Consider the following 26,829-nt stretch of genomic DNA (forward strand, 5'->3'; position numbering starts at 1 on the left):
TACCGCCGCTGCAGGCAACGCCTAGATGTGTACGCCGTGCGCCACGGCCAATGAGCGCAGAGCGTGGCGCACACTGTGGTCGGGCCGGGTCAACAGGCCCAAGACCTCGGATTCCACTCGTCCCAGGTCCAGGCTCCGCACCATCGCCTTGACCGGCCCGATGGCCGACGCGGGCATCGACAACGCGCGATAGCCGATCGCGATCAGGGCCATCGCCTCCAGCGGTCGACCGGCGATTTCGCCGCAAATCGACAATGGAATGTCTTGATCGCGGCATTGTTGGGCAATTTGTCTCAACAACGACAGAACCGCCGGGGACAGCGCATCATAACGGTCCGCCATGCGCGGATCGGACCGATCGCTGGCGAAAACGAACTGCACCAAATCGTTGCTTCCCACGGACACGAAATCGACCCGGTCCAGCAATGCCGGCATTTGCCAGACCAGCGCCGGAACCTCGAGCATGACGCCGATTTGGACGGTTTCGGGGAGCGGCTGGCCCGCGCTCTCGGCGATCGACAATTCGTCGCGGACGATATCGCGCGCGGTCTCGAATTCCGCCACTTCTGCGACCATCGGAAACATGATTCGCATCACGCGACCGGCGCCGGCCCTGATCAGGGCGCGGATCTGCCGTTGCAACATCGCCGGTTGATCGAGGCCAATGCGCAGGGCGCGCCAGCCGAGGGCCGGGTTTTCACTCGGCCCGCCCTCGAAATAGGGCAACGGCTTGTCACCGCCGATATCGAGCGTGCGGAACACGACCGGCTTGCCGTCGGCCTGATCCAGAACCCGACGATAAAGATCGCATTGCGCGTCCACGTCGGGAAAGTCCGAGCGCACCATGAACGGCAATTCCGTTCGGTAGAGGCCGATCCCATCGGCGCCGGTGACAGTCAATTGCGGCAGATCGATCAGCAGCCCGGCATTGAGCGAAAGCGACAGGCTGGCGCCGTCTCTGGTCTCGGCGGGCAGGTCCCGCATTTGGGCATAGGTTTCCTGCTGGCGCCGGCGCGTCGCCATGCTGCGGGCGAAAGTGTCGCGTACCGCCCCACCGGGGCGAAGGAAGACCTGCCCATTATCGGCATCGACGATGACTTCGTCGTTGGGCTCAATCACGCCGAGCAGCCCCTTCAAATCCCCGACGACCGGAATTTCGAGCGCCCGCGCCACGATCGCGACATGCGCCGTTGGCGAGCCCTGTTCGAGCAGCACCGCTCTCAGGCGCTGCCGGGGAAAGTCGAGCAAATCGGCCGGGCCCAATGAGCGCGCCACCAGAATCGCGTCCTCGGGTGCGTCGAAATCCGCTTCAATCGGTTCGCCGCCGATCAGTTGCTTGAGCAGCCGGTTGGCGAGATCGTCGAAATCCTGCATGCGCTCCCGTAGATAATGATCGGACACCGCCGACATGCGGCGGCGAATATCCTCCTGCACCTTGCTCACCGCGGCCTCGGCGGTGAGGCCCGAATTGATAGCCTCGAGGATGCGTTCGCGCCACCCGGTGTCGCGCGCGAACATGCCGTAGGCTTCGAGAATATCCCGGGATTCCGGACCCGCGGTCTCGATCAGCGCGGCCAGTCCATCGATCTGCTCCTGGACCGCGGCCAGCGCCTGGTTCAACCGCTCGCGTTCGACCCCCATGTCGTTGGCGAACAATCGATCGACATCGAGATGCGGCAGCAACAACCGCGCATGACCGATAGCCAGGCCATCGCTCAAACGAAGTCCTTGGAGGCGCAACGGTTTGGCGGCGAAGCCGTTGACCGTACCGGTCTCCTCGGGCAGCTCCAGGCCGCCGCTGGCGACGAGTTCGGCGAGGACCATGGCCACCGTTTCCATGGTTTCTATTTCTTCGTCGCTATAGGCGCGAAGGGTGCGGTTTTGGACCACCACGACGCCGAGGACGCGACCGCCGCGAATAACCGGGACGCCGAGCATGGAGTGGTAGATCTCCTCACCCGTCTCCGGCCGGTAGGCGAAGGCCGGATGGATTTGGGCGTCGGCGAGAGCGAGCGGCCGGGCATGGCGGGCAATGTCGCCGACCAGTCCTTCGCCGACGGCCAGGCGTGTCTTATGCACGGCATCCTGCTTGAGGCCTTCGGTGGCAAACAATTCGAGGACATTGCCGCTGCGGCGAATGTAGATCGAGCACACCTCGGCCACCATCTCGGCGGCGATCAGGTGGACGATCCGATCGAGGCGCTGCTGGGCGTCGCCACCGCCCGACATGACGTCACGCAGGCGTCGCATCAAGCTGCGCGCGCCGGCCCAAGTCGTGATTTGTGCGGTCACTTCAATGCGGCCGCGCGGTCGACGTTGACAGCGCCGCCGCCGGCGCCGTGTCAGTCGGCGTCGAGCCCGTAGGCGGTGTGGAGGGCGCGTAGCGCAAGTTCGGCATATTCCTCCGCGATCAATACACTGACTTTGATTTCCGAGGTCGATATGACCTGGATATTGATGCCCTTTTCCGCAAGGGTGCTGAACATACGTTGTGCGACGCCGGCATGGGATCGCATGCCGACGCCGATGACCGACACCTTGACGACATGCGGGTCCGGCGTGATTTCGCGATAGCCGATATCGTCGCTGTTGGCGGCCAAGACCGTCACCGCTCGATCCAGGTCGGACTTCGACACCGTGAAGGTAAGATCCGTCGTCGAGCCATCGGCCGACACATTCTGAACAATCATGTCGACGTTGATGTTGGAGTCTGCGAGCGGGCCGAATATGGCCGCTGCAATCCCAGGTTTGTCCGCCACATTTGCAAGCGTTATCTTGGCCTCGTCGCGGTTGTAGGCAATGCCACTGACGATTTCTTTTTCCACGATTTCTCCCTCATCCACGACCAGCGTCCCCGGTACATCGTCGAAACTCGACCGCACCTGCAAACGGACCTGATGCTTCATTCCCATGGTTACGGCGCGGGTCTGCAGGACCTTGGCCCCGAGCGACGCCATCTCAAGCATTTCCTCGTAGGTGATCTTGTGTAGCTTCTTGGCCTTGGAGACGATCCGCGGGTCGCACGTATATACGCCGTCGACATCGGTGTAGATGTCGCAACGGTCGGCTTGAAGCGTGGCCGCCAAGGCGACCGCCGAGGTGTCGGAACCGCCGCGTCCCAGCGTGGTGACGCGATTGTCGGAGCCAACGCCTTGGAACCCGGGCAGAATAGGAACCTGACCGGCGATCATTCGGCGGTCGATTTCCCGCGCGTCGATGTGCTCGATTCTGGCTTTGCCGTGGCTGCCGTCGGTGCGCACCGGAATCTGCCAGCCCAGCCAAGAGCGGGCGTCGATCCCCATTTGCTGCAATGCCATGGCCAAGAGGCCGCAGGTAACCTGCTCGCCAGCCGAAACGACAACATCGTATTCGCGCGCGTCGTGCATCGGCGCCACCGCCTCGGTGAGGCGGGCCAGCCGATTGGTTTCGCCGGCCATTGCCGATACGACGACGGCGACCTCGTTGCCGAGGTCGATCTCCCGCTTGACCTTTTCCGCGACACCGCGGATGCGATCGACATCCGCCACCGACGTCCCGCCGAACTTCTGCACAATGCGCGCCATGGGCGACCTTTCGTCCCGCTCCTCATTGGGGTGTTGTCTGAGATGGGCCGCGACCGGCCCGCCGATCCGGCCGGTGTTATTGCCGTATCACCAGCGGGTATTCATACTGTCAGTCATGGCAGCGGCGCAATAGGGCGCGCTGTGGCGGAGGACGGCACCCATGGCGGCGGCGAAGGCCAAGGCGAAGCGCATATCGCGCGGCTCCACCATCGACGACGACGAAGTCGCGCGCTTTGCCGCATTGGCCGAGGATTGGTGGGATCCCACCGGGCCACTCCGTTCGCTGCACAAGTTGAACCCGGTTCGCCTCAAATTCATCCGCGATCGCGTAGCCAACCATTTCGGACGAGATCCGCTCGACCCGGCGCCGCTGCACGGTTTGCGGCTGCTCGATATCGGTTGTGGCGGCGGGTTGCTGTGCGAACCGATGCGACGGCTCGGCGCCTCGGTCGTCGGCATCGACGCGGCCGAGCGAAATGTTGCCGTGGCCCGTATTCACGCCGAGCAAGGCCGGCTCGATATCGACTATCGTCATGGCAGCGCCGAAGACCTCGCCGCCAGCGGCGCGCGCTTCGACGTCGTCCTTACGATGGAAGTCGTCGAGCACGTTGCCGACGTCGAGCTGTTCCTCTCGGCCTGCGCCGACCTTCTCGATCCCGGCGGCTGCCTGGTCGCGGCGACCATCAATCGGACGGCCAAGGCGTTCGCACTGGCGATTGTCGGCGCCGAGTACGTCCTCGGCTGGCTGCCGCGAGGTACCCACGACTGGCGCGAATTTGTCCGTCCGTCGGAAATGGTGGAGGCGCTGCGCGCCGGCGACGTCGCCGTCAACGAACTGACCGGCGTGATCTATAACCCGATCAACGACGCTTGGTCGACGAGCCGCGATCTCGACGTCAACTACATGGCGTTCGCCACCAAGCCGGCCGGCGGCGATTGAACGATAGAGTTTAGTGTTCGGTGCGGTCGACCCAGGGTATGCGCTGGACCTCGATGCCTTCGTCGCGGAGCGCGTCATGTTCTTCCTTGTCCGCTTCCCCGTAGATGCCGCGCTCTTCGGTCTCGCCGTAGTGAATGCGGCGCGCCTCCTCGGGAAACTTCTCGCCGACATAGTCGCAATTGGATTCGACCTTGCGGCGCAATTCCAGCATCGCTTCGCGTGCCTTGCGCGCCACCATGACCGTCTTGTGGGCATCGGCCGGCGCCGATTTCTCGGATCCGGAGTGGGCTAGACGGGGTGCCATGATTGCCTTTTCGACCTTGGCGCCGCCACAGGCCGCACAAGCGACCTCCCCGGCCGCCGCAAGCGCATCGAAACTGTCGCTGCTGCGAAACCACGCTTCGAACGCGTGGGTGCACTCCTGGCATTGTAGTTGGTACTTGATCATCGATAGCCCAATGGCACCGGTGGAGGTCACAATTCGTCCGCAAACCTATATTTTGGGCGCCGGCGGTCGCCTGGCAAGAGGAAATGCGTTATGACAAGGCACCATAGAAGAGGTTTGCCTGCGCCTTGGATTGTGCGGTTCGGCGCCCTGATCCGAACTGGCGGCACGGTACTGGATGTCGCCTGCGGCAGCGGTCGGCATACGCTCCACTTTCTCGAACGCGGGTATCATGTCGTCGCTTCGGACATCGACGTGTCCCGCCTCGATGACCTCACGGAATTTCCATACCTGGAAATCGTACAAGCTGACCTCGAAAGCGGTGCCTGGCCGTTCGCCGGCCGGACCTTCGATGGTATCGTCGTCGCGAATTATCTCTACCGGCCGCTGTTCCCGCTCTTGTCGGGAGCATTGGCGCCCGGCGGCGTCCTCCTCTACGAGACGTTTGCCCACGGCAACGAACGGTTCGGACGGCCGCGCAACCCCGACCACCTGCTGCGACCGGGAGAATTGCTCGATGCCTTCGGTCCGGCGCTTCATGTTATCGCCTTCGAGCAGGGGATTATCGACCCGCCGCAACGCGCCGCAATTCAACGACTCTGTGCCGGACGCGCCGAACAGGGCGATAAACTGTGGCCGCTCGCCCCATGACCGCACCGCCGCGGCGTCCTCCAACTACGCCTCATGGCGGTTGAAATCGATGGCGCGAGCGCCAATTATCAGGGCGTACCCTGTTTATTTTTTGGGAGGATATGATGGCATTGCGCCTGGGCGATGATGTGCCCGATTTTCAAGCCGAGACCACCGAAGGAACGATCGGTTTCCACGACTATCTCGGCGATAGTTGGGGGATCTTGTTCTCGCACCCCAAGGACTTCACCCCGGTGTGCACCACCGAGCTCGGATACATGGCCGGTCTCAAACCTGAGTTCGACAAACGGAACACGAGAATTGTCGGGCTCAGCATTGACCCTGTTGGCGACCACGAGAAATGGGTCAAGGACATCGAGGAGACCCAGGGCCATACGATCAACTATCCCCTGATCGGCGATACCAACCTGGAAGTCGCAAAGCTGTTCGACATGATCCACCCCAACGCCAGCGGCACCTCCGAAGGGCGGACCGCGGTCGACAACGCGACAGTGCGATCGGTATTCATCATCGGACCCGACAAGAAGCTCAAGGCGACGATTACCTATCCGATGAGCACCGGCCGCAACTTCGACGAGGTGCTGAGGCTGCTCGATTCGTGCCAGCTGACCGCCAAGCACAAGGTCGCGACCCCGGTCAATTGGCAGGAGGGCGATGACGTCATCATCGTTCCCGCGGTCAAGGACGACGAGGCGCGGGAGAAATTTCCCGACGGCTGGAAGTCGCCCAAGCCCTATATCCGGATCGTCCCCCAGCCCAACGACTGACCGGGGAAAGGCCGTGAACGAGAACGCCCCGCCAATAACCGGCGGGGCGTTTTTCTATCGGTCCGGCCGATCGCCGACGGCGGCCGCACGAGCCCACGGCGACGGCGGAATGTGCTACTGTAGGGTGTTGGCAGCGGAAAGGATTCGGTCGTGAAACTTAAATGGATCTTGCTCGGGTTGGCGGCGGTGGTCATCGTCGCCGTCGGCGGCATCATTGCCTACCTTTCGACGCTCAACTTCGATGATCTGCGCGAAATCGTGCGCACCGAGGCCAAAAAGGCGACGGGTCGCGACCTCGTCATCGCCGGACCCATCGAGCTGGATATATCCTTGGCCCCGGCCATCCGCATTCAAGACGTCTCGTTGTCCAACGCGGAATGGGCCGGCGACGCGGAGATGGTCACGGTCAAGGAATTCGATCTCAAGGTTTCGCTGACCGATTTGCTCGGCGGCGAAATTCGGGTCGAGCGCCTGATCCTGGTCGAGCCCCGAATATCGCTGGAAACCGATGCCGAGGGGCGTGGCAACTGGGAGTTCGATTCAACCGAGGCCGAGGCAGCGAGCGGCGACGACGAGATCGAGCTCGCCAGCTTCGACCGGGTCGAAATTCAGGACGGATCGGTCAGCTTCAAGGACGGCCGCAGCGGGACCACGCAATCCCTCGCCCTCAAATCATTGACCGCCACCGCCGAAAGCATGAGCAGTCCGGTGCAACTCGCCGTCGACGGAACCTATGACGCGACGGACTTCTCCGCCGAGGGCACGATCGGCGCGCTGCGGACCCTCAACGAGGGTCCCTATGCGGTCGATCTCAAGGGCATGATCGGGGGCGCCGAATTCGCGGTCGCCGGATCCGCCGCCAAGCCGTTATCGGGCGATGGCGTAGAGGCGAGCATTAGCGTGAAAGGCGACAGCCTGGCGAAATTGGCGGCGATCGCGGGCGCCGATGCCCCCGCCCTTGGCCCGATCGACCTGTCGGCCAAACTGGTCAAGAGCGGCGCCGATATCGGCCTCTCTGAAATCGATGCCCGTCTCGGCCCCAATCATATCTCCGGCGATATCGCTCTCGTCTTGGGCGAATCCCGGCCCGCGATCAATGGCGCGCTGACCGTCGAAACGCTCGACCTGACGAGCCTTGCTCCGCCGGCAAAAGACGCCGCCGGCGAAGCCCCCGCCGGGCGCTTCGTCTTTACCGAGGACCCCCTGCCGCTCGACGGCCTCCATGCGGTCGACGCCGACCTCGAACTGCGCATCGGATCGGCGATTCTCGCGTCGGGCCTCCGAGCCGAGAATCTACGCGCGGCGATAAAGTTGGCAAACGGGCGACTGACCCTGTCGCCGCTCGTCACCGGATTGTCCGGCGGCACCGTCGACATCAACCTCGATCTCAACGATTCCAAAGGTCCGCCACGGATCAACGCGCGCCTCGACGCCCGCGCCATCGATTTCGGCCGCTTGTTGAAGGACATGGACCTGAGCCAGGACGTGACCGGAAAACTGGACGGCAAAGCGGCGATCCAAGGCGCCGGGGCGTCGCCGCGGGCGATCGCCTCCGGCCTCAACGGCAGCCTCGAGATCGTCCGCGGCCAGGGCACCATCGACGACCGCCTGTTCCGCATCGCGGCCGCCGGTCTCGACGACATCCTGTCGCCGATGATGGGCGAGGATGACAAAATGAAACTCAATTGCCTGGCCATCAAGTTCGACATCGTCGACGGCCTTGCGACCAGCAAGGCCCTCATCGTCGACACCGACGCGTTCACCATCCTCGGCGGCGGCACCATCGATCTCAAGACCGAGGAAATCGACCTCACCTTCGACACCGAATCGAAGGGCGTCAACCTGACCAGCCTGGCCACCGCGTTCAATGTGCACGGCACGCTGGCGCAGCCTTCCGCGAGCCCCGATGCCGCCGCCATGGCGGTCGGCGCCGCCAAGATCGCCGGCACCGTTTTTATGCCGATCCCGGCGATCGTGAGCATGATCGGCGATTCGCAGCTTAGCGGCAGCGATCAAAATCCGTGTCTGGTCGCCCTCGAAAAAGCGCAACAGCAAGCCGCCGAAGGGGCCCCCGCCGATGGCGACAAAACGGTTGTCGAAGACGCGGCCGAGGGCATCGGCGGCGCCGTCGAGGACGTCGGCGAAGGAATTTCCGAGGGCCTGAAGAGTTTGTTCGGCGACTAGGAAAAATAGAAAACTTCAGCCGCGCTTTTGCCCGGCAACAGCCGGCAATTCCGGCGCCGCAAACGGTCGGTCGTGCGACAGCGACGGCACCATGCGGCGGCATTCGGCGACCCGCGCCGGATCAATGGTCGCGGTGACCACCCCGACGTCTTCGCCGCCGTCGGCGAGAATTTCGCCCCACGGATCGACGATCAGCGAATGGCCGTAGGTCTTGCGCCCGGCCTCGTGGGTCCCGGTCTGGGCCGGCGCGAAGACGAAACATCCGGTTTCGATCGCCCGCGCCTGAAGCAGCGTATGCCAATGGGCGCGCCCGGTGGTGCGGGTGAACGCCGAGGGCACGGACAGGAAGCTCGCGCCAGCCTGCGCCAAGGTCCGGTAAAGCTGAGGAAAGCGAAGATCGTAGCACACCGTCATGCCGAGCAGCCCCCACGGCGTCGGCGCCAGCACCGCGCGGTCTCCGGGGGCCACCGAATCCGATTCGCGATAGGCCTCGCCGCCGCGCAGGTCGACATCGAACAGGTGAAGTTTGTCGTAGCGCGCCACCACGTCGCCGCTCGCATCGAGCAGGATCGAACGATTGGCGACCTTGTCGGCACCGGCACGGCAGGTCAGCGATCCGATCAAGAGCCAGATCCCGAGCTCCGCCGCCAAGGCGCCATAGACCGGCATCGCGATGTGATCCTTCTCGTCGAGCGCCCGCGCCACCTTGCGGGCGTCGTCGAGTTCGATCGCGGTGACGTTTTCCGGCAAGCACACGAACGCCGCGCCGCGGCCATGGGCCTCGCGGATCAGCGCGCAGGTCAGTTCGAGATTGGGCTCGATTTCCCGCCCCGCCGTATTCTGCACGCAGGCCGCGATGAAGCTGTCGCTCATGGCATCCCCGTCAGGATGCGGTCCAAATCACCGTTGTGCTCGAGGGCGTGGAGCGAATTGCAGTCGCCGATATGGTCGCCATCGACGAAGATCTGAGGCACCGTGTGAGAGCCGGCCAAATCCAACATTTCCTGCCGCTTCGCCGGGCTGAACGTGACGTCGATCTCATCGAACTCGACCAGCTTGCCCTTCAGCAACTTCTTCGCTTGGCTGCAATAGGGGCACATAAAGGCCGTATAGATGGTCACTTTCGGCATCGAACTTGATTTCTCCGGCGCACCGCTGCGGCACTCACCCGCTGAATATAGGACGCGTCGGGGCGAATGAAAACGGCGCGGTTAGGGATTGGCCGCCTCGCCGCCCTCGGGCCCGTAGAACATGACCCACACGGCGAGATCCTCGGAGAAATCCTCGAACCTGTGGGTTTCGTGCGCCGGCACGAACAGGGCATCGCCGGGACCGAACGCCAGGCGATCCTGTCCGACGACAAACGTGCCGCTGCCTTGGACCACGACATAAAGCTCATCGCGGCTATGGGGCTGTTGCGGGTCCGAGCCGCGCGGCGCGTAGACCTCCAACGCCAGGCTGCCGTGTTCGAACATGACGGTAAACCGTTCGCCGTCCGGCCCCGGCAACTTCGCCTCGCCGTCCTGCCACCGGAAATGCCATTTGTGGGTCATGTTGCTACTCCATCTCAGAACGGTTCGCCGGCGCGCACCACGCGCGCCAGGGTGAGGACATCGACGGCCTTGGCGGCGGCGCGCACCAGGACGCGGGCGCATTCGGCCACGGTCGCCCCGGTGGTGTAAACGTCGTCGACAAGCAGCACGCGCTTTCCGTCGATTTGGTTGCCGGGCCGCATGGCAAATGCGCCCTTGACGTTGCGGCGCCGGGCGCTCGCATTCATGCGCACCTGGGACGGCGTGGCGCGATGGCGAATCAGCAGGTCGGGGACCACTAGGCCGGGCGCCCGCGGCGCGAGGTAACGGGCCAACAGCGCAGCCTGGTTGAAGCGGCGCGAGAACAGACGCCGGCGATGCAGGGGCACCGGCGCGATGATATCGGCATCGGCGATCAAGGCCGCGCCCGATCGCGCCATCCATTCGGCGAACGCGGGCGCCGCCTGTGTCCTGTCGGCGTGTTTGAAACCGAGGATGATATCGCGGCTTTCCTCGCCATAGATGAATACGGCGCGCGCGCGGTCGAAGGGCGGCACCGTCGCGGAACAGACCCCGCACAGCGCGTCGGGGCCCGGGTCGTGATCGAACGGCAGCCCGCAGGCCGCGCACAGAGGCGGCGCGATGAACCTGATTTCGGACCAGCAACCGGCGCACAACGCCCCCGCCCGGTCAACGCTGAGGCCGCATTTCAGGCACCTCGGCGGGAACAGGACATCGAGGACACGGCCCATCCGGTACCGTGATACTGCGCCGGTCGAAACAGAACGGGTCATCTTCCGATGTCAATCCGTTCCGGCGATTCTGTCAATGCCGTCGCGCTCATGCCATATAGAAAACATGCAGGATGCGGCCCAAGTCTTCGACCGTGCCGTCGTCCGCCGTCATCGTCGACGGGCGGCAGCCTGCCTGGCATCCCACGATTTCCTGATCCGCGAAATCGCCGAACGGCTGGCCGACCGCCTGGTCGACGTCAAGCGGCGGTTCCCGCTGGCCCTCGACGTCGGCTGCCACAGCGGCCAGATCGGCGGCGTCCTTCACGGCCGCGGCGGCATCGACACCCTGATCCAAACCGACCTCGCGGTTGAGATGGCGGAGCGCGCGAGCGGCCTGCGTGTCGCCGCCGACGAAGAATTCATGCCCTTTGCCGATCACAGTCTCGATCTTGTGCTCAGCAACCTGTCGCTGCATTGGGTCAACGACCTGCCGGGGGCGCTGATCCAGATTCGCCGCATGCTGCGCCCCGACGGCCTGTTCCTGGCCAGCCTGCTCGGCGGCGAGACCCTGCATGAGTTGCGCAGCGCGCTGCTCGATGCGGAACTCAAGGTCAGCGGCGGGGCCGCGCCGAGGGTTTCGCCTTTTGCCGACGTCCGCGACGCCGGCGGGCTGCTGCAGCGGGCCGGGTTCGCCTTGCCGGTCGTCGATACCGATACCGTGACGGTGACCTATGCCGACGCCATGGCGCTAATGCGCGACTTGCGTGGCATGGGCGAAACCAGCGCCGTGCGGGAGCGGCCGCTGGGTTTCACCCGGCGTGATGTCCTGGCCCGGGCCGCCGCCATCTACGCAACCCAATTCGGCGACGCGGCGGGACGCATCCGCGCCACGTTCCAGGTCATCTACCTGACCGGGTGGGCGCCCGATATAGAGTCCCAACAACAACCGCTCCGGCCGGGTTCGGCGCGGACGCGCCTCGCCGACGCCTTGGGAGCCGACGAACGGCCGGCCGGCGACAAAACGCCGCGGCGCAAGCCATAGTCCGGTCCGGTGTTCGGTTAGATCTCGGACGCGAGATCGATATCGAGGATGCTCATGTGGAAGTCGTAGGATAGATCTTCGTCCTCATCGTCGCGGTAGATAACGCCGATGAATTCATCGCCAAGATAAACCTCGACGGAGTCGTCCTTGCCCTTCTGTGGCGTGAGTTTCAAGTTGTCGAGCTGAAACTTCTGCCGCAGGTAGTGTTGGACCCGTTGAATTTCCGATGGGTTCACGGATTTCTCCCCAGTTTCATGCCGGCACTATAATGGCAAAGCGGTGCGCTGCCCATCACAGAAGATCGCGCAACATCGCCACCAGGGGCCGGTCCGCGGGCGGCATCGGATAGTCGGCGATGCGGTTGGGACGGACCCAGGCCAATTGCTGGCCTTCGCGTGACTGCGCCCGGCCCTTCCACACCCGGCACACGTAGAGCGGCATGAGGAGGTGAAAATCGTCGTAGGCGTGCGACGCGAACGTGAACGGGGCCAGGCAGCTCTCCACCGTATCGATGCCGAGCTCTTCGTCGAGTTCCCGGATCAGCGCGGCTTCGGGAGTCTCTCCGGGTGCGACCTTGCCGCCGGGGAATTCCCATAGGCCCGCCATCGTCTTGCCCGGCGGACGTTCTTGCAGGAGAACGCGGCCGTCGCTGTCGATCAACGCCACCGCCGCGACCAGGATGATGGGGAGTGTCATGGCCGGCAATCCGGGCGAGCGATCTCGCCGACCATCACCTCCCAGCACCGACCGCGGGCCGGCGCCTCCTCCATCTCGCGGCCGACGAAGACCAGGCCCGCCTTTTCCAGGGCGCGCAGGGAACGTGAATTCTCCGGCACCACACTGGCGCGAATCCGGTCGAGCGCCAAATTCTCGAACCCATATCGAAGAACGGCGCCAACCGCCTCGACGATAAACCCGCGGCCCCAGTATTCGCGGCTGAGAAAGAACCCGATTTCCGCGCACCCGGCCTCGTCGCCGAGAATCAATCCGATCATGCCCAACGCCGTTCCCTGTTCGCGCAGTGTGATCAGGAAAATGCGTTCACGACCATCGTTCCAGCCATCGTCAGCGGTCACCAGAAAGGCCTCGGCATCGCCGACCGTGTAGGGATGGGGAATGCGCGCGGTGAACCTGGACACCTCGGGGTCGCCGGCAAGACTGGCGATCGTTTCCGCGTCGCCGCCAACCGGCCGCCGCAGGCAGAGCCGCGCCGAAGTCAGGATCGTGTCGCCGGAACAGAGCTCAGGATCGATAGTCGGCATTGATCGAGATATAGCCGTGAGTCAGATCGCAGGTCCACACCCGGGCCCGTCCGCGACCGATGCCGACGTCGATCTCGATATGGATCTCCTCGCCCTTCATATGGGCGGCGACGGGCGCCTCGTCGAAGTCGGGCACACGGCCGCCGTCGCGGGCGACGTCGATGCCGCCGATGCGGATGGTCAAGAGGTCGCGGTCGGCGCGCTCGCCGGCCTTGCCGACGGCCATGACGATGCGCCCCCAATTGGGGTCCTCGCCGGCGATGGCGGTCTTGACCAGGGGCGAGTTGGCGACCGCCAGGCCGATCCGCCGCGCCGCGCCCTCGGATGCGGCGCCGGCAACGTCGATGGTAACCAGCTTGTGCGCGCCCTCGCCGTCGCGCACGACCTGTTTGGCGAGATCCTGCAGCAGATCCTCGAGCTGGCTTCGGAAATCCGCCAACAGCGGATCGGTCACTGCCGAAACGCGGGCATGACGTACCTGTCCGGAAGCGCAGAGCAGGACCGTGTCGCTGGTCGAGGTGTCGCCATCCACCGTGATCGAATTGAACGAACGCGCGTTGGCGCGCGTCAGCATGCGCTGCAAAACGGTTGGGGGGATCTTGGCGTCGGTGAAAACGAAGGCCAACATCGTCGCCATATCCGGCGCGATCATGCCGGAGCCCTTGGCGATCCCGTTCAAACGCACGCGCGCTCCGCCGATCACGGCCGTTCGCGTTGCGCCCTTCGGGAAAGTGTCGGTGGTCATGATCGTCTCGGCGGCGTTCAGCCAAGCGCGTCCCGAAAGCTGTCGCCGCAATTTCGGCAATGCGGCGACGATGCGCCCGACCGGTAGCGGCTCTCCGATAACCCCGGTCGAGGCGACAAACACCTCGTGTCGCCGACAGCCGACGAGCCTTGCCGTCGCCGAGACCGTGTCCAGAACCGCTTGCTCGCCACGGCGGCCGGTAAAGGCGTTGGCGTTGCCGGAATTGACGACGACGGCCCGCACGCGGCCCTTGGCCATGGCCTGGCGGCTCCACAACACCGGCGCCGCGGCGGTCAACGAACGCGTGAACACCCCGGCCACCGTCGATCCTGGGGCCAGTTCCACCAACAGCAGGTCTTTGCGTGTCTTATATCGGATCCCGCATCCGATCCCTTTGGCGCGGACGCCGGAAAGAGGCCGGAGATTTGGGAACGCTTCCGGTGCGAGCGGCGAACGTGTGGCCACGGATCCCCTTCCTTGCCCGCACCCGGTCTTGGCCGGGCGCTTATTCCTGTGTCGGCGTTTCCTCGATCGGCGAACCGTCGAACTCGAAGCGCTCTATTTCCTGGCCTCGACGCAGATCGACGATACCCTCTGCGATCGCGATCTGCGATAAATCGTTGAACAACTGCTCGCGCATCTCTTCGAAGCCGGGCGGCGCCTTTTCACGCCGATCCTCGACCTTGATGACGTGCCAGCCGAATTGCGTCTTCACCGGGTCCGGCGTGACCGCGCCCGGTTCCAGCGCGAACGCGGCGTCGGCAAACTCGGGCACCATGACATCGGCGGTGAAATAGCCGAGATCCCCGCCCTGGGCAGCGCTCGGACCGATCGATTTGTCTTCCGCTATCTTTTCGAAGTCAGCGCCGTCCTTTGCCAAGTCGGCGATGATCGCCACCGCTTCGTCCTCGCTTTCGACCAGGATATGGCGGGCGCGGATTTCCTCTACCGCCGGGATATCCGCCAACGCCTCCTGATAGCGCGCGTCGAGAGCATCATCGGTCACCTTCTCGTTGACCAGGCGGGTGAAGTAGATCTCACGAAAGACCTGGCTCCTGGCCTGATCGAGCCGCGCCTGAACCTCTTCGTCATCGGCATAGTTGAGATCGCCGGCACGATCGGCGATCAACGAGTCATCGATCGTGCGATCGAGCAGGATGCCGTACAATTGCTCCAATGGAATCGCCTGGTATTCGGCCGGCAAGCTGCCATGGGCGGCAATGATCGCGGATTGGCGAATTTCTTGCCCATTGACCCGGCCGACGACCGGATTTTCGCTGTCCTGGGCGGACGCGACCGTGGCCCCGGCCATCAATAACGCGGTCAGGCCGACGACAGGAATGTGGCGAAACAACATGGGTTCAACCCCCCGAATCAGTATGGCGGCGTACGCTTGCGGCCGCCCGGCCGACGATAGGCCCGGTTCCCGGCCGCATCATGCACATCATGGACTTCGGCACAAGAGAACGCCGAAATGAGGCGTCGATAGGGCGCCGTGGGTTGGTCGTTGACAGGACGGTTTGGGCCCCCTATCTGTCACTCACCTCCGCGGAAAACCGCAATCGGATGAGGTCGAGGCGTTCCCAACTCGGCGGTCTGCTCCAGTGATTGGACGATATGTTAGGTAATCTGGCTCGGCGATTTTTAGGCTCTGCGAACGAACGCTATCTCAAGGGGTTGCTCGGCGACGTCGAAGCGATCAACGCGACCGAGCCGGAGGTCCAAGACCTGACCGACGAGCAATTGCGGGCCCGCACCGATTGGCTGCGCGAGCGGCTCGGCCAAGGCGAAGAACTGGATGACCTCCTGGTCGACGCCTTTGCCACCGTGCGCGAGGCTGCCAAGCGTGTCCTCGGCGAACGCCATTTCGATGTTCAGTTGATGGGCGGCATCGTTCTTCACCGCGGCATGATCGCCGAAATGAAGACGGGCGAGGGCAAGACCCTGGTCGCGACCCTGGCGGTTTATCTCAATGCGCTCGCCGGCCGCGGCGTCCATGTCGTCACCGTCAACGACTATCTGGCGCGCCGGGATTCGGAGTGGATGGGGCGTATCTACAATTTCCTCGGCCTCAATGTCGGCTGCATCGTCCATGGCCTCGACGACGACGAGCGGCGCCTGGCCTATGCCGCGGACGTGACCTACGGCACCAACAACGAATTCGGCTTCGACTACCTGCGCGACAATATGAAGTTCAGCCTGGACCAAATGGTCCAGCGCCCATTCAACTTCGCCATCGTCGACGAGGTCGACAGCATCCTGATCGACGAGGCGCGCACGCCGCTGATCATTTCGGGCCCCGCCGAGGATTCTTCGGCAATGTACAAGTCGGTCGACGTCCTGATCCCCAAATTGGCTCCGGAGGACTTCGAAAAGGATGAAAAATCGCGCGCCGTCACCCTGACCGAAGATGGCGCCGGGCATATGGAACAGTTGCTCGCGGAAGCGGGCTTGATGGAGGGCGAGAGCCTCTACGACATCGTCAACGTGTCGCTCGTTCACCATGTCAACCAGGCACTCCGCGCCCACAAATTGTTCGAACGCGACACCGACTACATCATCAAGGACGACAAGGTCATCATCATCGATGAGTTTACCGGCCGCATGATGGAAGGGCGGCGCTATTCGGAAGGCCTGCATCAGGCGCTCGAGGCCAAGGAGGGCGTGAAAATCCAGGTCGAGAACCAGACGCTGGCCTCGATCACCTTCCAGAATTACTTCCGGCTCTATCCGAAGCTCGCCGGCATGACCGGCACGGCGATGACGGAAGCCTCCGAGTTCGAGGATATCTACAAGCTCGAAGTGGTCGAAATCGCGACCAACCTGCCCTGCATCCGCGACGACCAGGACGACGAGGTCTATCGCACGGCGAAGGAGAAATATGGCTCGATCGTCGAACTGATCAAGGAATGCCGGGAGCGGCAACAGCCGATTCTGGTTGGCACCGTCAGTATCGAGAAATCCGAGGTTCTGGCCGATCAGTTGAAACAGGAAAAGGTGCCGCACAGCGTCCTCAACGCCCGTTACCACGAGCAAGAGGCGCAAATCATCGCCCAGGCCGGAAAGCCGGGCGCGGTGACCATCGCCACCAACATGGCCGGGCGCGGCACCGACATTCAACTCGGCGGCAATATCGAGATGCGCCTCGCCGAGGAACTGGACGGCGTCACCGACGAGGCCGAGCGCACCCGCATCGAAGCCGATATCCGTGCCGAAATCGCAGCCGCCAAGGATGTCGTCAGGAAAGCCGGCGGGCTGTTCGTCATGGGCACCGAGCGCCATGAGAGCCGGCGCATCGACAACCAGCTTCGCGGCCGTTCCGGCCGTCAGGGCGATCCCGGCGCGTCGCGGTTCTTCCTCTCGCTCGAAGACGATTTGATGCGCATTTTCGGCTCCGATCGCATGGACGGCATGCTGCAAAAGCTCGGCCTCAAAGAGGGCGAGGCGATCGTCCACAGCTGGATCAACAAGGCGCTCGAAAAAGCCCAGCAAAAAGTCGAGGCGCGCAACTTCGAGATCCGCAAAAACTTGCTCAAGTTCGACGACGTGATGAACGACCAACGCAAAGTCGTCTATGAGCAGCGCAAGGAGGTCATGCAGGCGGAGGACATCTCCGGCACCATCGAGGACATGCGCCACGAGGTCGTCTCGTTGATGGTGACCAAGTGCATCCCCGAGAAGGCCTATGCCGAGCAATGGGATATCGACACCCTGCACGAGGAAACCGTGCGCCTGACCGGGCTCGACCTGCCGATCAAGGACTGGGCGCAGGAGGAAGGCATCGCCGATCAGGAGATCGAAGAACGGATCCGCCGCGAAGCCGACCGCAAGATGGCCGAAAAAGCCGCCAATTACGGCCCCAGCGTGATACGGGTGGCGGAGAAATCCTTGCTGTTGCAGATCCTCGACCAACTGTGGAAGGACCACTTGCTATCCCTCGACCATCTGCGGCAGGGCGTCGGTCTGCGCGCTTACGGTCAGCGCGACCCGCTCAACGAATACAAGCGCGAAGCGTTCAACATGTTCGAGGACATGCTGGGCCGCTTGCGCGAGACGGTAACCGGGTTCCTGTTCCACCTGCAGATTCGCTCGGAAGAATCGGTGGCGGCCATCCCGCAGCCGAGCGAACCGCGTGAAATCCACGAGACCCGCATCGATCCGGCCTTGCAGGCGGCAGACGAGGCCGCGGTGCCGCGGCAGGCCACGGGCACCGACGGGCCGGTGCCAACGCGCCCGGTGAGTCGCCGCGCTTCGGCGATCGTCGATCCCAACGACCCGTCGACCTGGGGCAAAGTGCCACGCAACGCGCCCTGCCCGTGCGGCTCGGGCAAGAAATACAAGCACTGTCACGGTAAGGTCTAGCGGGCGGCGAGGTGGGCGATCCCGCCGATACGCCGGCCGACGACGCCACCTGGACCGAGGCCGATTCGGAACTCTTCATCGAGGTCGGCCGTGCTTTCACGCCGGAGCGCGAACGACAGCACAATATCGTCTGTCATCTCATTGCCGCGGCGGCCCCGACCGGCCTGATTGTCGAGCTCTGCTGCGGCGCCGGCGAGCTGGCCAAGGCCGTGCTCGAACGCGCGCCCGCCATCCGCCTTGTCGCCTTCGACGGCTCGCCGGCCATGATCGATCACGCCCGCGCACTCTGCATCGACCATCGGGACCGCATCGAATTCCGCCACTTCGACCTCAAGGCGGACGATTGGCGAAGATTCGACGATCGGCCCGCGGCAATCTATTCCTCGCTCGCCATCCACCACCTCGACGGCAGGGGGAAATTACATCTATTCAAAGACTTATTCGAAGCACTTCGGCCCGGCGGACGTTTCGTCATCGCCGACCTGATGCTGGCCGCCTCGGAGACGGGTATGGAGGTGTCGGCCGCTTGCTGGACGGCCGAGGTCGCCGTCCGGTCGCAAGCCCTCCACGGCGACGACCGTGCGGCTCGATCGTTCGACGACCGGCACTGGAACTATTTCCTCTATCCCGACGACGAGCCGGGCGACAAGCCGTCGACGGTGGCCGAGCATTTTGATTTGCTCGCCGCAGCCGGCTTTGTCGAAGCCGATCTCCACTGGATGGTGGCCGGCCACGCCATCCTGTCGGCCAGCAAGCCGCGATGACGCTGATGCGGACCCACCGGCATCTTGACGTATAGCTGCCATGCATGCGCGACGGGCGACTCGCGCCGAGGAATGCTGTAAGCAGAAATAGATTTTTCTCGGCATCGAGCGGCGGTCATGAACCTGGCTCTTTACCTCATCGTGGTGCTGTTTTGGGGCACGTCCTGGATCGTGATCATCCTCCAGGTCGAGACTATGCCACCGGTCCTGTCGGTGCTCTACCGGTTCGCCGTCGCGGCGACACTGATGATCACGTGGGCGGCGCTGCGCGGCGAAAAATTTCGCTTTTCACTCCGTGAACACGGCCTGCTCGCGATTCTCGGGCTGGCCATGTTCTCGGGCAACTATGTCCTGTTCTATGAAGCCGCCGCTTTCGGTCTGACCACCGGGCTGATCGCCGTCATCTTTTCGACATCGGTGATCATGAACCTGATCAACGCGCGCATATGGCTCGGCCACCGCGCCGATGGCCGGGTGGTGATCGCGGCTATGCTCGGAATAACCGGGATCGTCGTCGTTTTCTGGCGTGATATCCGGGCGCTCGGTATCGACGATGCGAACGGCCTGGCGATCATCTACGGGATCGCCGGGACCTATCTGTTTTCCCTCGGCAACATGGTTTCGACGCGGCTGCAGTCTCACCGCCTGCCGGTGGTGGCGACAAGCGGCATCGCCATGGCCTATGGAGCGATTGCCCTGACCGTGTTCGCCTTCGCTGTCGGCGTGCCGTGGCGTTTCGACCCCTCGCCCGCATATATCGGCTCGCTGGCCTTCCTCGCGGTCTTCACAACGGTCATCGGATTCGCGTCTTACCTGACCCTTTTGGGCCGCATCGGTGCGCCGCGGGCGTCCTACGTGACGGTCATATTCCCGATCATCGCCCTCGGCCTTTCGACCCTGTTCGAAGATTACCAATGGACGCCGTGGGCGCTGGCCGGAGTGGTCCTGATCCTGGCCGGAAACGTTGTGGTCCTCACCCGGCCGTCGCGTGCCGTGGCGGCCGCGCCGCAGATCGCCGCCTAGAGCACTATTGCGGACAGCCGATATCGAGATAATTGATCGCCAGGGTCTGGCCTTGCTGACAGGTCGAAAGCTCGACCAGCGCGCCGCAGACGCAGATCGGATCGCCGGTATCGACGCCTTCGATGTCGCCGAGCAGGCTGTAAAGATCACCCTTGTCGCTGCGGAAGGCAGGACATTCGACGCCTTCGCTGGTCAGCGTACCGGCAATGCAAATTTCCTCCTTGCCGGGGCGTTCCGGCGGCGGCGCGGCCTCATCGATGCCTTCGTTCTGTCCGCAGTCATTGAGCACCAACGCGATCATCACCATCATCAGCGATGTAACCTTAAACACCATAGCGGTCACCCTAGCCCCTTCTGACCCATGGCTACGAATTTTTGACGCCTGCGCGACCGCAGCTCGTCACCGTCCACCGCCCCTAGCTTAACAAGTTCACCGTCGAGCGCATCTCCGACGCGCGTTATGGTTTCGGCCGGGTCACGATGCGCCCCGCCGAGCGGCTCCTCGACGATGCGGTCGATGACCGCCAGCTTGAACAAATTCTGGGCCGTCAGCTTCAGCGCCTCGGCGGCATCCTGCGCCTGCTCCGAGCTGCGCCACAGGATGGACGCGCACCCCTCCGGAGAAATCACCGAATAGATCGCGTGTTCCAGCATCAACACGGCATCGCCGGTGGCGAGTGCGATCGCTCCGCCCGATCCGCCTTCGCCGATGACCGCGCTAATCAGAGGCACGCGCATCGACAGGCACGATTCGATCGATCGGGCGATGGCTTCGGCCTGTCCCCTCTCCTCCGCGCCGATGCCGGGATAGGCGCCCGAAGTGTCGACCAGGGTGATGATCGGCAGGCGAAAGCGATCGGCAAGCCGCATCAGCCGCTGGGCCTTGCGATAGCCCTCGGGCCGCGCCATGCCGAAATTGTGGCGCACGCGCGATTCCGTATCGTGGCCTTTTTCATTGCCCATGATGACTACGTTCCGCCCGCGAAACCGGCCGAGACCGCCGATGATCGCCGCGTCTTCGGCATAGCTGCGGTCGCCGGCGAGCGGTGTGAAATCCTCGATCAGCATTTTCGTATAGTCGAGGAAATGCGGCCGGTCGGGATGACGTGCGACCTGAACCTTTTGCCAAGAGGTCAACTTGGCGTAGGTCTGCTTGAGCAGCCGTTCGACCTTTTCCTGCAGGTCCGATACTTCGTCGGCAATATTCAACTCGCCGTCATCGCTGAGATGGCGCAGCTCCTCGATTTTGCCTTCGAGTTCGGCGATCGGCTTCTCAAAGTCGAGAAATGTCGGCATGTCGTTCCGCTGTCACCACGGAGCGCAGCCCCGACGTCTTCGCCGACGCGCCGCGTCCCCTTCGATCCGCCGTTATATCGGTCGCCGCGGCAACCTGTCCATCTACTTGGCTTTTGAGCGGCGCTTGCCGGCCTTCGGTTTGCCCGCCGCGGATTTGCCTATCGCCTTGATCTGGCTGGCTTTCTTGATCATGACCTCGGCCTGCTTGATCGACGCAATGTCGATCAGCCGGCCGTCGAGTGCGACTGCTCCCTGACCCTTCGCGGTCGCCTCCTTCATCGCCTTGATGATGCGGCGCGCCTTGTCGACCTCTTCCTTGGACGGGCTGAAGACCTCGTTGGCGAGTGCAATCTGGGCCGGGTGGATCGCCCATTTGCCCTCGCAGCCCAGGACCGCCGCCCGATGCGCTTGGGCGCGGAAGCCTTCGGGGTCCGAGAAATCGCCGAACGGGCCATCGATCGGACGCAGCCCGTTGGCGCGCGCCGCGACCACCATCCGGGCGATGGCATAGTGCCACATGTCGCCCCAATGAAAGTCCCGCGGCGCATCGCCATCGGCATCGGTGAGAACGCCGTAATGCGCATTGGGGCCGCCGATATTGGTGGTCCGGGCCTTGGTCGAGGCGGCATAGTCGGCGACGCCGAAATGGAGCGATTCGTTGCGCCGGCTGGCGGCCGCGATTTCATCGACGTTCATCATGCCGAGCGCGGTTTCGATAATCATCTCGAAGCCGATGCGTTTCTTGAGGCCCTTGGCGTCCTCGATCTGGGTGACCAGCATGTCGACGGCATAGATGTCGCTTGCCGTACCGGCCTTGGGGATCATGATCAGGTCGAGCTTGTCGCCGGCCTGCTCCATGACGTCGACCACATCGCGATACATGTAGTGGGTATCGAGCCCGTTGATCCGCACCGACATCACCTTGCCGCCCCAGTCGATATCGTTGAGCGCTTCGATGATGTTCTTGCGCGCCGCTTCCTTGTCATCCGGCGCGACCGCGTCCTCAAGGTCGAGGAAGATGACGTCGACAGCCGATTTCGCGGCCTTTTCGAACAGCTCCGGTCGGCTCCCCGGCACCGCGAGTTCGCTGCGGTTGAGTCGCGCCGTGGCGGCGGAAACGATGTGAAAACTCATGCTTACCCCTCTCTTGGCGGCGGCGGCGGCGCTCGTCCAGGCGCCTCAGAAACAAGGTCGCTGAAAAGAGCCGATGGCGTCTCGGATGTCAACCCGCCGCAGGCGGCCGGGGCGTTATTTGCGCTTCCGCGCCAGCGGGTGGTGCTCCCGGACCAGGGCGTTCAACCGTTCACTGATGACGTGGGTATAGATCTGAGTGGTGGAAATGTCGGAATGCCCCAGCATCTCCTGGACGCTGCGCAAGTCGGCGCCGCGGTCGAGCAAATGGGTGGCGAAGGCATGCCGCAGGACGTGGGGCGATACCCGCCGCGGCTCGATTCCAGCAGCGGCGGCGAGTTCTTTGAGCAGTTGGCCGAAGCGGTGGCGGGTCAGGTGGCCGCTCGCCGCCCGCGACGGGAACAACCATTTCGATTCGGCACCGCCCTTGAGGTGGCGCCGGCGGACCGCCCGGTAGGCGACCAACGCGTCGCGCGCCGGGTCGCTCAACGGGACCGCGCGCTCCTTCTCTCCTTTGCCGCGAACGATGAGAAACCGCTGATCCCGGCTGACCGCGGCCAGCGGCAGGCCGACCAGCTCGGACACCCGCAGGCCGGTGGCGTAGAGGGTTTCCAGCAAGGCGACTAGACGCGCGCCCTCGGCTCCCTCGCGGGCCTGCGCCGCCGCCAACAGGCGGTCGACTTCGTCGATCGAGAGGATTTTTGGCAACGGTTGCGCGCGCCGCGGCGCGTCGATGGCGGCGGTCGGGTTGTCGGCGCGCAGGCCCTCGGTAAACAGGAACTTGTAAAACTGGCGCAGCGTCGACAGGCGGCGGGCGACGGTCCGGCTCGTCATTCCGGCCGCCGCCTGGGCGTCCAGGTAGGCGCGGACGTCATCGTCGGCCGCGGCGTCGAGCGCGACCCCGCGCGCCGTCGCGATGGCGATGAACCCCTCCAGGTCACGGCGATAGGCGTCCACGGTGTTGGCCGATGCGCCGCGCTCGGCGACGACCATTTCGAGGAATGCGCCCGCCAAGGGCGGCAATGTCGGCTTTGCGGCGGCGGTCACCTCATTACCCGGAACCGTTATCCTAGCGGTCGAACCGATCGTTCGGGATGGTCTTTTCGACCGTCTTCGTCGGCGCCGGCAAGTCCCAGGTGCCGAGGAAGACGATGCCGCCGGCGACGCAGAGAACGGCGAGAATTATCAGCGCGAGAACGAATTTCTTCATCGATGTTCCTTAACGTGGTAACCCGTTCGAACCACGCGCCCCCTTTACGCGGTCTGGCCGGGTGCCGATATTGTGATAGAGTTGCAATAGGGCAATTCTACGATGCTTTGGCCAGACGACAACCATTCTGATGGACACGGAACGATTCGGGCCCCGATTGACGGCCAATGACTCCTTATAACCTCCCGGAAGTGACCAAGACCATCGTGTTCGTCGGCTTGATGGGCGCCGGCAAGTCGTGCATGGGGCGCAACCTCGCCAAGCTGCTTGGGCTGGCCTTTATCGACGCCGACGCCGAAATCGAAAAGGCCGCCGGTTGTTCGATCGAGGATATATTCGATCTCCACGGCGAGGCCGCCTTCCGCGACGGCGAACGGCGGGTGTTGAGCCGGCTCCTCGATGGGCCGGTCTGTGTTCTCGCCACCGGCGGCGGCGCGTTCATGGATGACGAAACGCGGCAACGTATACGCGACCGGGGAATTTCGATTTGGCTGCGCGCCGAACTCGACGTATTGCTGGAACGGACCTCGCGCCGCGACAACCGCCCGCTGCTCAAGACCGGCGATTCGCGAGCCATCCTCAGCCGGCTGATGGAAGAGCGGTACCCGGTCTACGCCCAAGCGGATATCACCGTCGACAGCGTCGACGGCCCGACCGAGGCGACACTGCAGCGTGTCCTCGAAGCGCTCCGCAACCACCTGACCCGCGCGGAGATACCCGCATGACCACGGACGAACGCATTTCCCTCGATCTCGGCCCACGCGGCTACGACATCGTTGTCGGTGCCGGGTTGATCGCGCGTGCCGGTCCGCTGCTGCAGCCCGTCCTGGTGTCCGATCGGGCCATCGTGGTCACCGACGAAACGGTCGGCGGTCTCTACGGCGATGCGCTGGCCGCGTCGCTTGCCGGCGCCGGTATCGACAACGCGCGCATCGTCCTGCCCGCGGGCGAGGGAACAAAGGATTTCGTTCATCTCGAACAACTCATCGATGCCTTGCTGGGGCGGCGGATCGAGCGCACGACGACCCTGGTCGCGCTGGGCGGCGGGGTTATCGGCGATCTTACCGGTTTGGCCGCCAGCATCGCTCTGCGAGGCCTCCCCTTCGTCCAAATTCCGACCACCCTGTTGGCACAGGTCGACAGCTCGGTCGGCGGCAAGACCGGCATCAACACTTCCCACGGCAAGAACCTGGTCGGGACCTTCTACCAGCCCCGATTGGTCTTGGCCGATACCGAAACCTTGGACTCGTTGCCGCAACGCGAATTGCTCGCCGGCTATGCCGAGGTGGTGAAATACGGCCTCATCGGCGATGCCGACTTCTTCGATTGGCTGGTCGAGCATGGCGCCTCGATTACCGCCGGCGACGCCACCGCACGGCGTCACGCGATCACCACCAGCTGCCGTGCCAAGGCGCGGATCGTCGCCGCGGACGAGCGCGAGGCCGGTCCGCGTGCGCTGCTCAACTTTGGCCATACTTTCGCCCACGCCCTCGAAGCCGGGGCCGGCTATTCCGGCGCTCTGCTGCACGGCGAGGCGGTGGCGATCGGCATGGTCCTGGCCTTCGAGCTTTCGGCGCGGCGCGGCCTGTGCCCGCCAGAGGATGTCACCCGGGTGCGCCGCCACCTCGCCGATATGGGCCTACCGACGACCCCTGCCGAACATGCCGGGGGCGGTGCGGCGGCTCTGATCGACCACATGCGTGCCGATAAGAAGGTCGCCGGCGGCCGGGTCACCTTCGTCCTCGCGCGCGGCATCGGCCAAGCCTTCCTCGCCCCCGACGTCAGCCTCGCCGAGGTCGAGGAAGTGTTGGCGCAGGCCATCGCCGCCTGATTCCTATTCCACAGCAAACCAACGAAATAGCACCATGACCGGTACTTATCTGATTTACGGCGCCATCCTGGCGCTGCTGTTCCTCTCCGCCTTCTTCTCCGCATCGGAGACGGCGCTGACCGCCGCCTCGCGGCCGCGGCTCCACCGCCTGGCAGCCGACGGCGACCAGCGGGCCGATACCGTCAATCAATTGCGCGAGCGGAAGGAATTGCTGATCGGCGCCATCCTGCTTGGCAACAACCTTGTCAACATCATGGCCTCGGCGTTGGCGACCGGCGTCTTGGTGACCTGGTTCGGCGCCACCGGCGTCGTCTACGCCACCATCGTCATGACGGTGCTGATCCTGATCTTCGCCGAAGTGCTGCCGAAGAGCTATGCCATCCACCACGCCGACACCATGGCGTTGCGGGTGGGCCCGGTGCTGCGCCCCTTCGTTTCCGTCCTCGGCCCGATCACGATGTCCATTCAGTCCATCGTCAGCCTTACCTTCCGCGCCTTCGGCGTCGGCTACGACACCCATCTCGACCCCGAACATGGCGAGCAGGAATTGCGTGGCGCGATAGACCTCTACGAAGGCGCTGGGGTGGAGATCGCGCACGAACGCAAGATGCTGCGCAGCGTGCTCGACCTCAACGACGTAGAAGTCGGCGAGATCATGACCCACCGCAAGAGCGTGGTCACCATCGACGGCGACCTGCCGCCGGCGCAGATCCTCGACGACGTCCTGGCCAGCCCCTATACGCGTATTCCGCTGTGGCGAGACGACCCCGACAACATTTTCGGCATCCTCCACGCCAAGGCGCTGCTGCGCGAGGTGCGGGCCTTGGACGGCGCGGTCGACAAGCTCGACATCGAACGCATCGCGACCACGCCGTGGTTCGTTCCCGAGACGACCGACCTGTTCCACCAACTGCAGGCGTTTCGCGAACGCCAGGAACACTTTGCCCTGGTCGTCGACGAATATGGCGCACTCCTCGGCATCGTCACCCTGGAGGACATTCTCGAGGAGATCGTTGGCGAGATTACCGATGAGCACGATGTCGAGCTGCCGGGCGTGCGGCCGCAGCCGGACGGCACGCTGATCGTCAACGGCGATGTCACCATCCGCGATCTGAACCGGGAATTCGAATGGTCGCTGCCGGACGAGGAGGCATCGACAATCGCCGGGCTGGTCATGCACGAGGCGCGGGTCATTCCGACGGTGGGGCAAAAGTTCAGCTTCTTCGGCTTCCAGTTCGACGTGCAGCGCCGCCAGCGCAACCAGATAACGCTCATTCGAATCCACCCCCCGCCCCCCGACGACGGCGACACGGAGGCCGCCGGCACCGGTTGACGGGGCCATGCCCG

At 63.9% G+C, this 26,829-nt stretch carries 27 protein-coding genes; 11 read left to right on the plus strand and 16 right to left on the minus strand.

The window, feature by feature from the left end:
* Positions 1-21 precede the first annotated feature (21 nt).
* Both ptsP and GY791_12080 read right to left on the minus strand, forming a co-directional pair.
* Positions 22-2,250 carry a phosphoenolpyruvate--protein phosphotransferase gene (gene ptsP / locus GY791_12075; protein ID MCP4329161.1) on the minus strand — a complete coding sequence of 743 codons (2,229 nt, stop codon included), beginning with the start codon at positions 2,248-2,250 and terminating at the stop codon, positions 22-24.
* Between the two features lie 92 nt (positions 2,251-2,342).
* Entirely contained in the window at positions 2,343-3,563 is a 1,221-nt protein-coding gene (locus tag GY791_12080; protein ID MCP4329162.1) for an aspartate kinase, read from the minus strand.
* A gap of 160 nt (positions 3,564-3,723) precedes the next feature.
* Here GY791_12080 and ubiG point away from each other — a divergent pair, with 160 nt between their 5' ends.
* Positions 3,724-4,503 carry a bifunctional 2-polyprenyl-6-hydroxyphenol methylase/3-demethylubiquinol 3-O-methyltransferase UbiG gene (gene ubiG, locus GY791_12085; protein ID MCP4329163.1) on the plus strand — a complete coding sequence of 260 codons (780 nt, stop codon included), beginning with the start codon at positions 3,724-3,726 and terminating at the stop codon, positions 4,501-4,503.
* Between the two features lie 10 nt (positions 4,504-4,513).
* Here ubiG and GY791_12090 read toward each other — a convergent pair whose 3' ends face one another.
* Positions 4,514-4,951, minus strand: coding sequence for a DUF1178 family protein (locus GY791_12090; GenBank protein ID MCP4329164.1), 438 nt, complete (start codon positions 4,949-4,951; stop codon positions 4,514-4,516).
* Positions 4,952-5,041: 90 nt separating this feature from the next.
* On the opposite strand from GY791_12090, the gene GY791_12095 reads away from it, so the two are divergent.
* The 3 genes from GY791_12095 to GY791_12105 all read left to right on the plus strand — a co-directional run bounded on the left by GY791_12095 (position 5,042) and on the right by GY791_12105 (position 8,550).
* The gene (locus GY791_12095; GenBank protein MCP4329165.1) at positions 5,042-5,599 is read left to right on the plus strand and encodes a class I SAM-dependent methyltransferase; all 558 of its coding nucleotides are present in this window, start codon (positions 5,042-5,044) and stop codon (positions 5,597-5,599) included.
* A gap of 104 nt (positions 5,600-5,703) precedes the next feature.
* Positions 5,704-6,366 carry a peroxiredoxin gene (locus GY791_12100; GenBank protein ID MCP4329166.1) on the plus strand — a complete coding sequence of 221 codons (663 nt, stop codon included), beginning with the start codon at positions 5,704-5,706 and terminating at the stop codon, positions 6,364-6,366.
* A gap of 150 nt (positions 6,367-6,516) precedes the next feature.
* Positions 6,517-8,550 carry an AsmA family protein gene (locus GY791_12105; protein ID MCP4329167.1) on the plus strand — a complete coding sequence of 678 codons (2,034 nt, stop codon included), beginning with the start codon at positions 6,517-6,519 and terminating at the stop codon, positions 8,548-8,550.
* Between the two features lie 15 nt (positions 8,551-8,565).
* Here the strand turns inward: GY791_12105 and GY791_12110 are convergent, their stop codons facing one another.
* The 4 genes from GY791_12110 to GY791_12125 form a co-directional block, all read right to left on the minus strand.
* Positions 8,566-9,423 carry a carbon-nitrogen hydrolase family protein gene (locus GY791_12110; protein ID MCP4329168.1) on the minus strand — a complete coding sequence of 286 codons (858 nt, stop codon included), beginning with the start codon at positions 9,421-9,423 and terminating at the stop codon, positions 8,566-8,568.
* Positions 9,420-9,680, minus strand: a complete 261-nt coding sequence (grxC, locus tag GY791_12115; protein ID MCP4329169.1) for a glutaredoxin 3 — start codon at positions 9,678-9,680, stop codon at positions 9,420-9,422. Before grxC ends, GY791_12110 begins: the two co-directional genes overlap by 4 nt.
* Positions 9,681-9,761: 81 nt before the next feature.
* Complete coding sequence (locus GY791_12120) at positions 9,762-10,103, minus strand: cupin domain-containing protein (protein ID MCP4329170.1); 342 nt, start codon at positions 10,101-10,103, stop codon at positions 9,762-9,764.
* 14 nt (positions 10,104-10,117) lie between these two features.
* Positions 10,118-10,834 (minus strand): ComF family protein, encoded by a 717-nt coding sequence (locus tag GY791_12125; protein MCP4329171.1) that lies wholly within the window; start codon positions 10,832-10,834, stop codon positions 10,118-10,120.
* Positions 10,835-10,940: 106 nt separating this feature from the next.
* Here GY791_12125 and GY791_12130 point away from each other — a divergent pair, with 106 nt between their 5' ends.
* On the plus strand, positions 10,941-11,858 hold the full coding sequence (locus GY791_12130; GenBank protein ID MCP4329172.1) for a methyltransferase domain-containing protein: 918 nt from the start codon (positions 10,941-10,943) through the stop codon (positions 11,856-11,858).
* A gap of 17 nt (positions 11,859-11,875) precedes the next feature.
* On the opposite strand, the gene GY791_12135 is transcribed toward GY791_12130, so the two are convergent.
* The 5 genes from GY791_12135 to GY791_12155 are packed head-to-tail and all read right to left on the minus strand — an operon-like array spanning position 11,876 to position 15,222.
* Positions 11,876-12,094 (minus strand): DUF3126 family protein, encoded by a 219-nt coding sequence (locus GY791_12135; protein ID MCP4329173.1) that lies wholly within the window; start codon positions 12,092-12,094, stop codon positions 11,876-11,878.
* Between the two features lie 55 nt (positions 12,095-12,149).
* On the minus strand, positions 12,150-12,554 hold the full coding sequence (locus GY791_12140) for a (deoxy)nucleoside triphosphate pyrophosphohydrolase (GenBank protein ID MCP4329174.1): 405 nt from the start codon (positions 12,552-12,554) through the stop codon (positions 12,150-12,152).
* Positions 12,551-13,120 carry a GNAT family N-acetyltransferase gene (locus tag GY791_12145; protein MCP4329175.1) on the minus strand — a complete coding sequence of 190 codons (570 nt, stop codon included), beginning with the start codon at positions 13,118-13,120 and terminating at the stop codon, positions 12,551-12,553. Before GY791_12145 ends, GY791_12140 begins: the two co-directional genes overlap by 4 nt.
* Positions 13,101-14,330, minus strand: a complete 1,230-nt coding sequence (argJ, locus tag GY791_12150) for a bifunctional glutamate N-acetyltransferase/amino-acid acetyltransferase ArgJ (protein ID MCP4329176.1) — start codon at positions 14,328-14,330, stop codon at positions 13,101-13,103. Before argJ ends, GY791_12145 begins: the two co-directional genes overlap by 20 nt.
* Positions 14,331-14,370: 40 nt before the next feature.
* Positions 14,371-15,222, minus strand: coding sequence for a peptidylprolyl isomerase (locus tag GY791_12155; protein MCP4329177.1), 852 nt, complete (start codon positions 15,220-15,222; stop codon positions 14,371-14,373).
* Between the two features lie 260 nt (positions 15,223-15,482).
* On the opposite strand from GY791_12155, the gene secA reads away from it, so the two are divergent.
* The 3 genes from secA (at position 15,483) to GY791_12170 (ending at position 20,014) form a co-directional block, all read left to right on the plus strand.
* Positions 15,483-18,227 (plus strand): preprotein translocase subunit SecA, encoded by a 2,745-nt coding sequence (gene secA, locus GY791_12160; GenBank protein MCP4329178.1) that lies wholly within the window; start codon positions 15,483-15,485, stop codon positions 18,225-18,227.
* Between the two features lie 11 nt (positions 18,228-18,238).
* Positions 18,239-18,991, plus strand: coding sequence for a class I SAM-dependent methyltransferase (locus tag GY791_12165; GenBank protein ID MCP4329179.1), 753 nt, complete (start codon positions 18,239-18,241; stop codon positions 18,989-18,991).
* A gap of 117 nt (positions 18,992-19,108) precedes the next feature.
* Positions 19,109-20,014: an EamA family transporter gene (locus GY791_12170; protein MCP4329180.1), complete on the plus strand. Its 906-nt coding sequence runs from the start codon at positions 19,109-19,111 to the stop codon at positions 20,012-20,014.
* Positions 20,015-20,018: 4 nt separating this feature from the next.
* Here the strand turns inward: GY791_12170 and GY791_12175 are convergent, their stop codons facing one another.
* The 4 genes from GY791_12175 to xerD all read right to left on the minus strand — a co-directional run bounded on the left by GY791_12175 (position 20,019) and on the right by xerD (position 23,434).
* Positions 20,019-20,348: a hypothetical protein gene (locus GY791_12175; GenBank protein ID MCP4329181.1), complete on the minus strand. Its 330-nt coding sequence runs from the start codon at positions 20,346-20,348 to the stop codon at positions 20,019-20,021.
* Positions 20,349-20,353: 5 nt separating this feature from the next.
* Complete coding sequence (locus GY791_12180; protein ID MCP4329182.1) at positions 20,354-21,310, minus strand: acetyl-CoA carboxylase carboxyltransferase subunit alpha; 957 nt, start codon at positions 21,308-21,310, stop codon at positions 20,354-20,356.
* Between the two features lie 102 nt (positions 21,311-21,412).
* Positions 21,413-22,444 (minus strand): CoA ester lyase, encoded by a 1,032-nt coding sequence (locus GY791_12185; GenBank protein ID MCP4329183.1) that lies wholly within the window; start codon positions 22,442-22,444, stop codon positions 21,413-21,415.
* 114 nt (positions 22,445-22,558) lie between these two features.
* The gene (gene xerD / locus GY791_12190; protein ID MCP4329184.1) at positions 22,559-23,434 is read right to left on the minus strand and encodes a site-specific tyrosine recombinase XerD; all 876 of its coding nucleotides are present in this window, start codon (positions 23,432-23,434) and stop codon (positions 22,559-22,561) included.
* A 384-nt stretch (positions 23,435-23,818) separates the two neighbouring features.
* On the opposite strand from xerD, the gene GY791_12195 reads away from it, so the two are divergent.
* Genes GY791_12195 through GY791_12205 form a run of 3 tightly spaced genes read left to right on the plus strand, consistent with a single transcriptional unit; the run spans position 23,819 to position 26,815 of the window.
* Positions 23,819-24,376 (plus strand): shikimate kinase, encoded by a 558-nt coding sequence (locus tag GY791_12195; GenBank protein MCP4329185.1) that lies wholly within the window; start codon positions 23,819-23,821, stop codon positions 24,374-24,376.
* Positions 24,373-25,482, plus strand: a complete 1,110-nt coding sequence (locus tag GY791_12200; protein MCP4329186.1) for a 3-dehydroquinate synthase — start codon at positions 24,373-24,375, stop codon at positions 25,480-25,482. Before GY791_12195 ends, GY791_12200 begins: the two co-directional genes overlap by 4 nt.
* Positions 25,483-25,516: 34 nt before the next feature.
* Positions 25,517-26,815, plus strand: a complete 1,299-nt coding sequence (locus GY791_12205) for an HlyC/CorC family transporter (GenBank protein MCP4329187.1) — start codon at positions 25,517-25,519, stop codon at positions 26,813-26,815.
* Positions 26,816-26,829 lie beyond the last annotated feature (14 nt).

This window comes from Alphaproteobacteria bacterium, from assembly GCA_024244705.1.
Lineage (GTDB): Bacteria > Pseudomonadota > Alphaproteobacteria > JAAEOK01 > JAAEOK01 > JAAEOK01.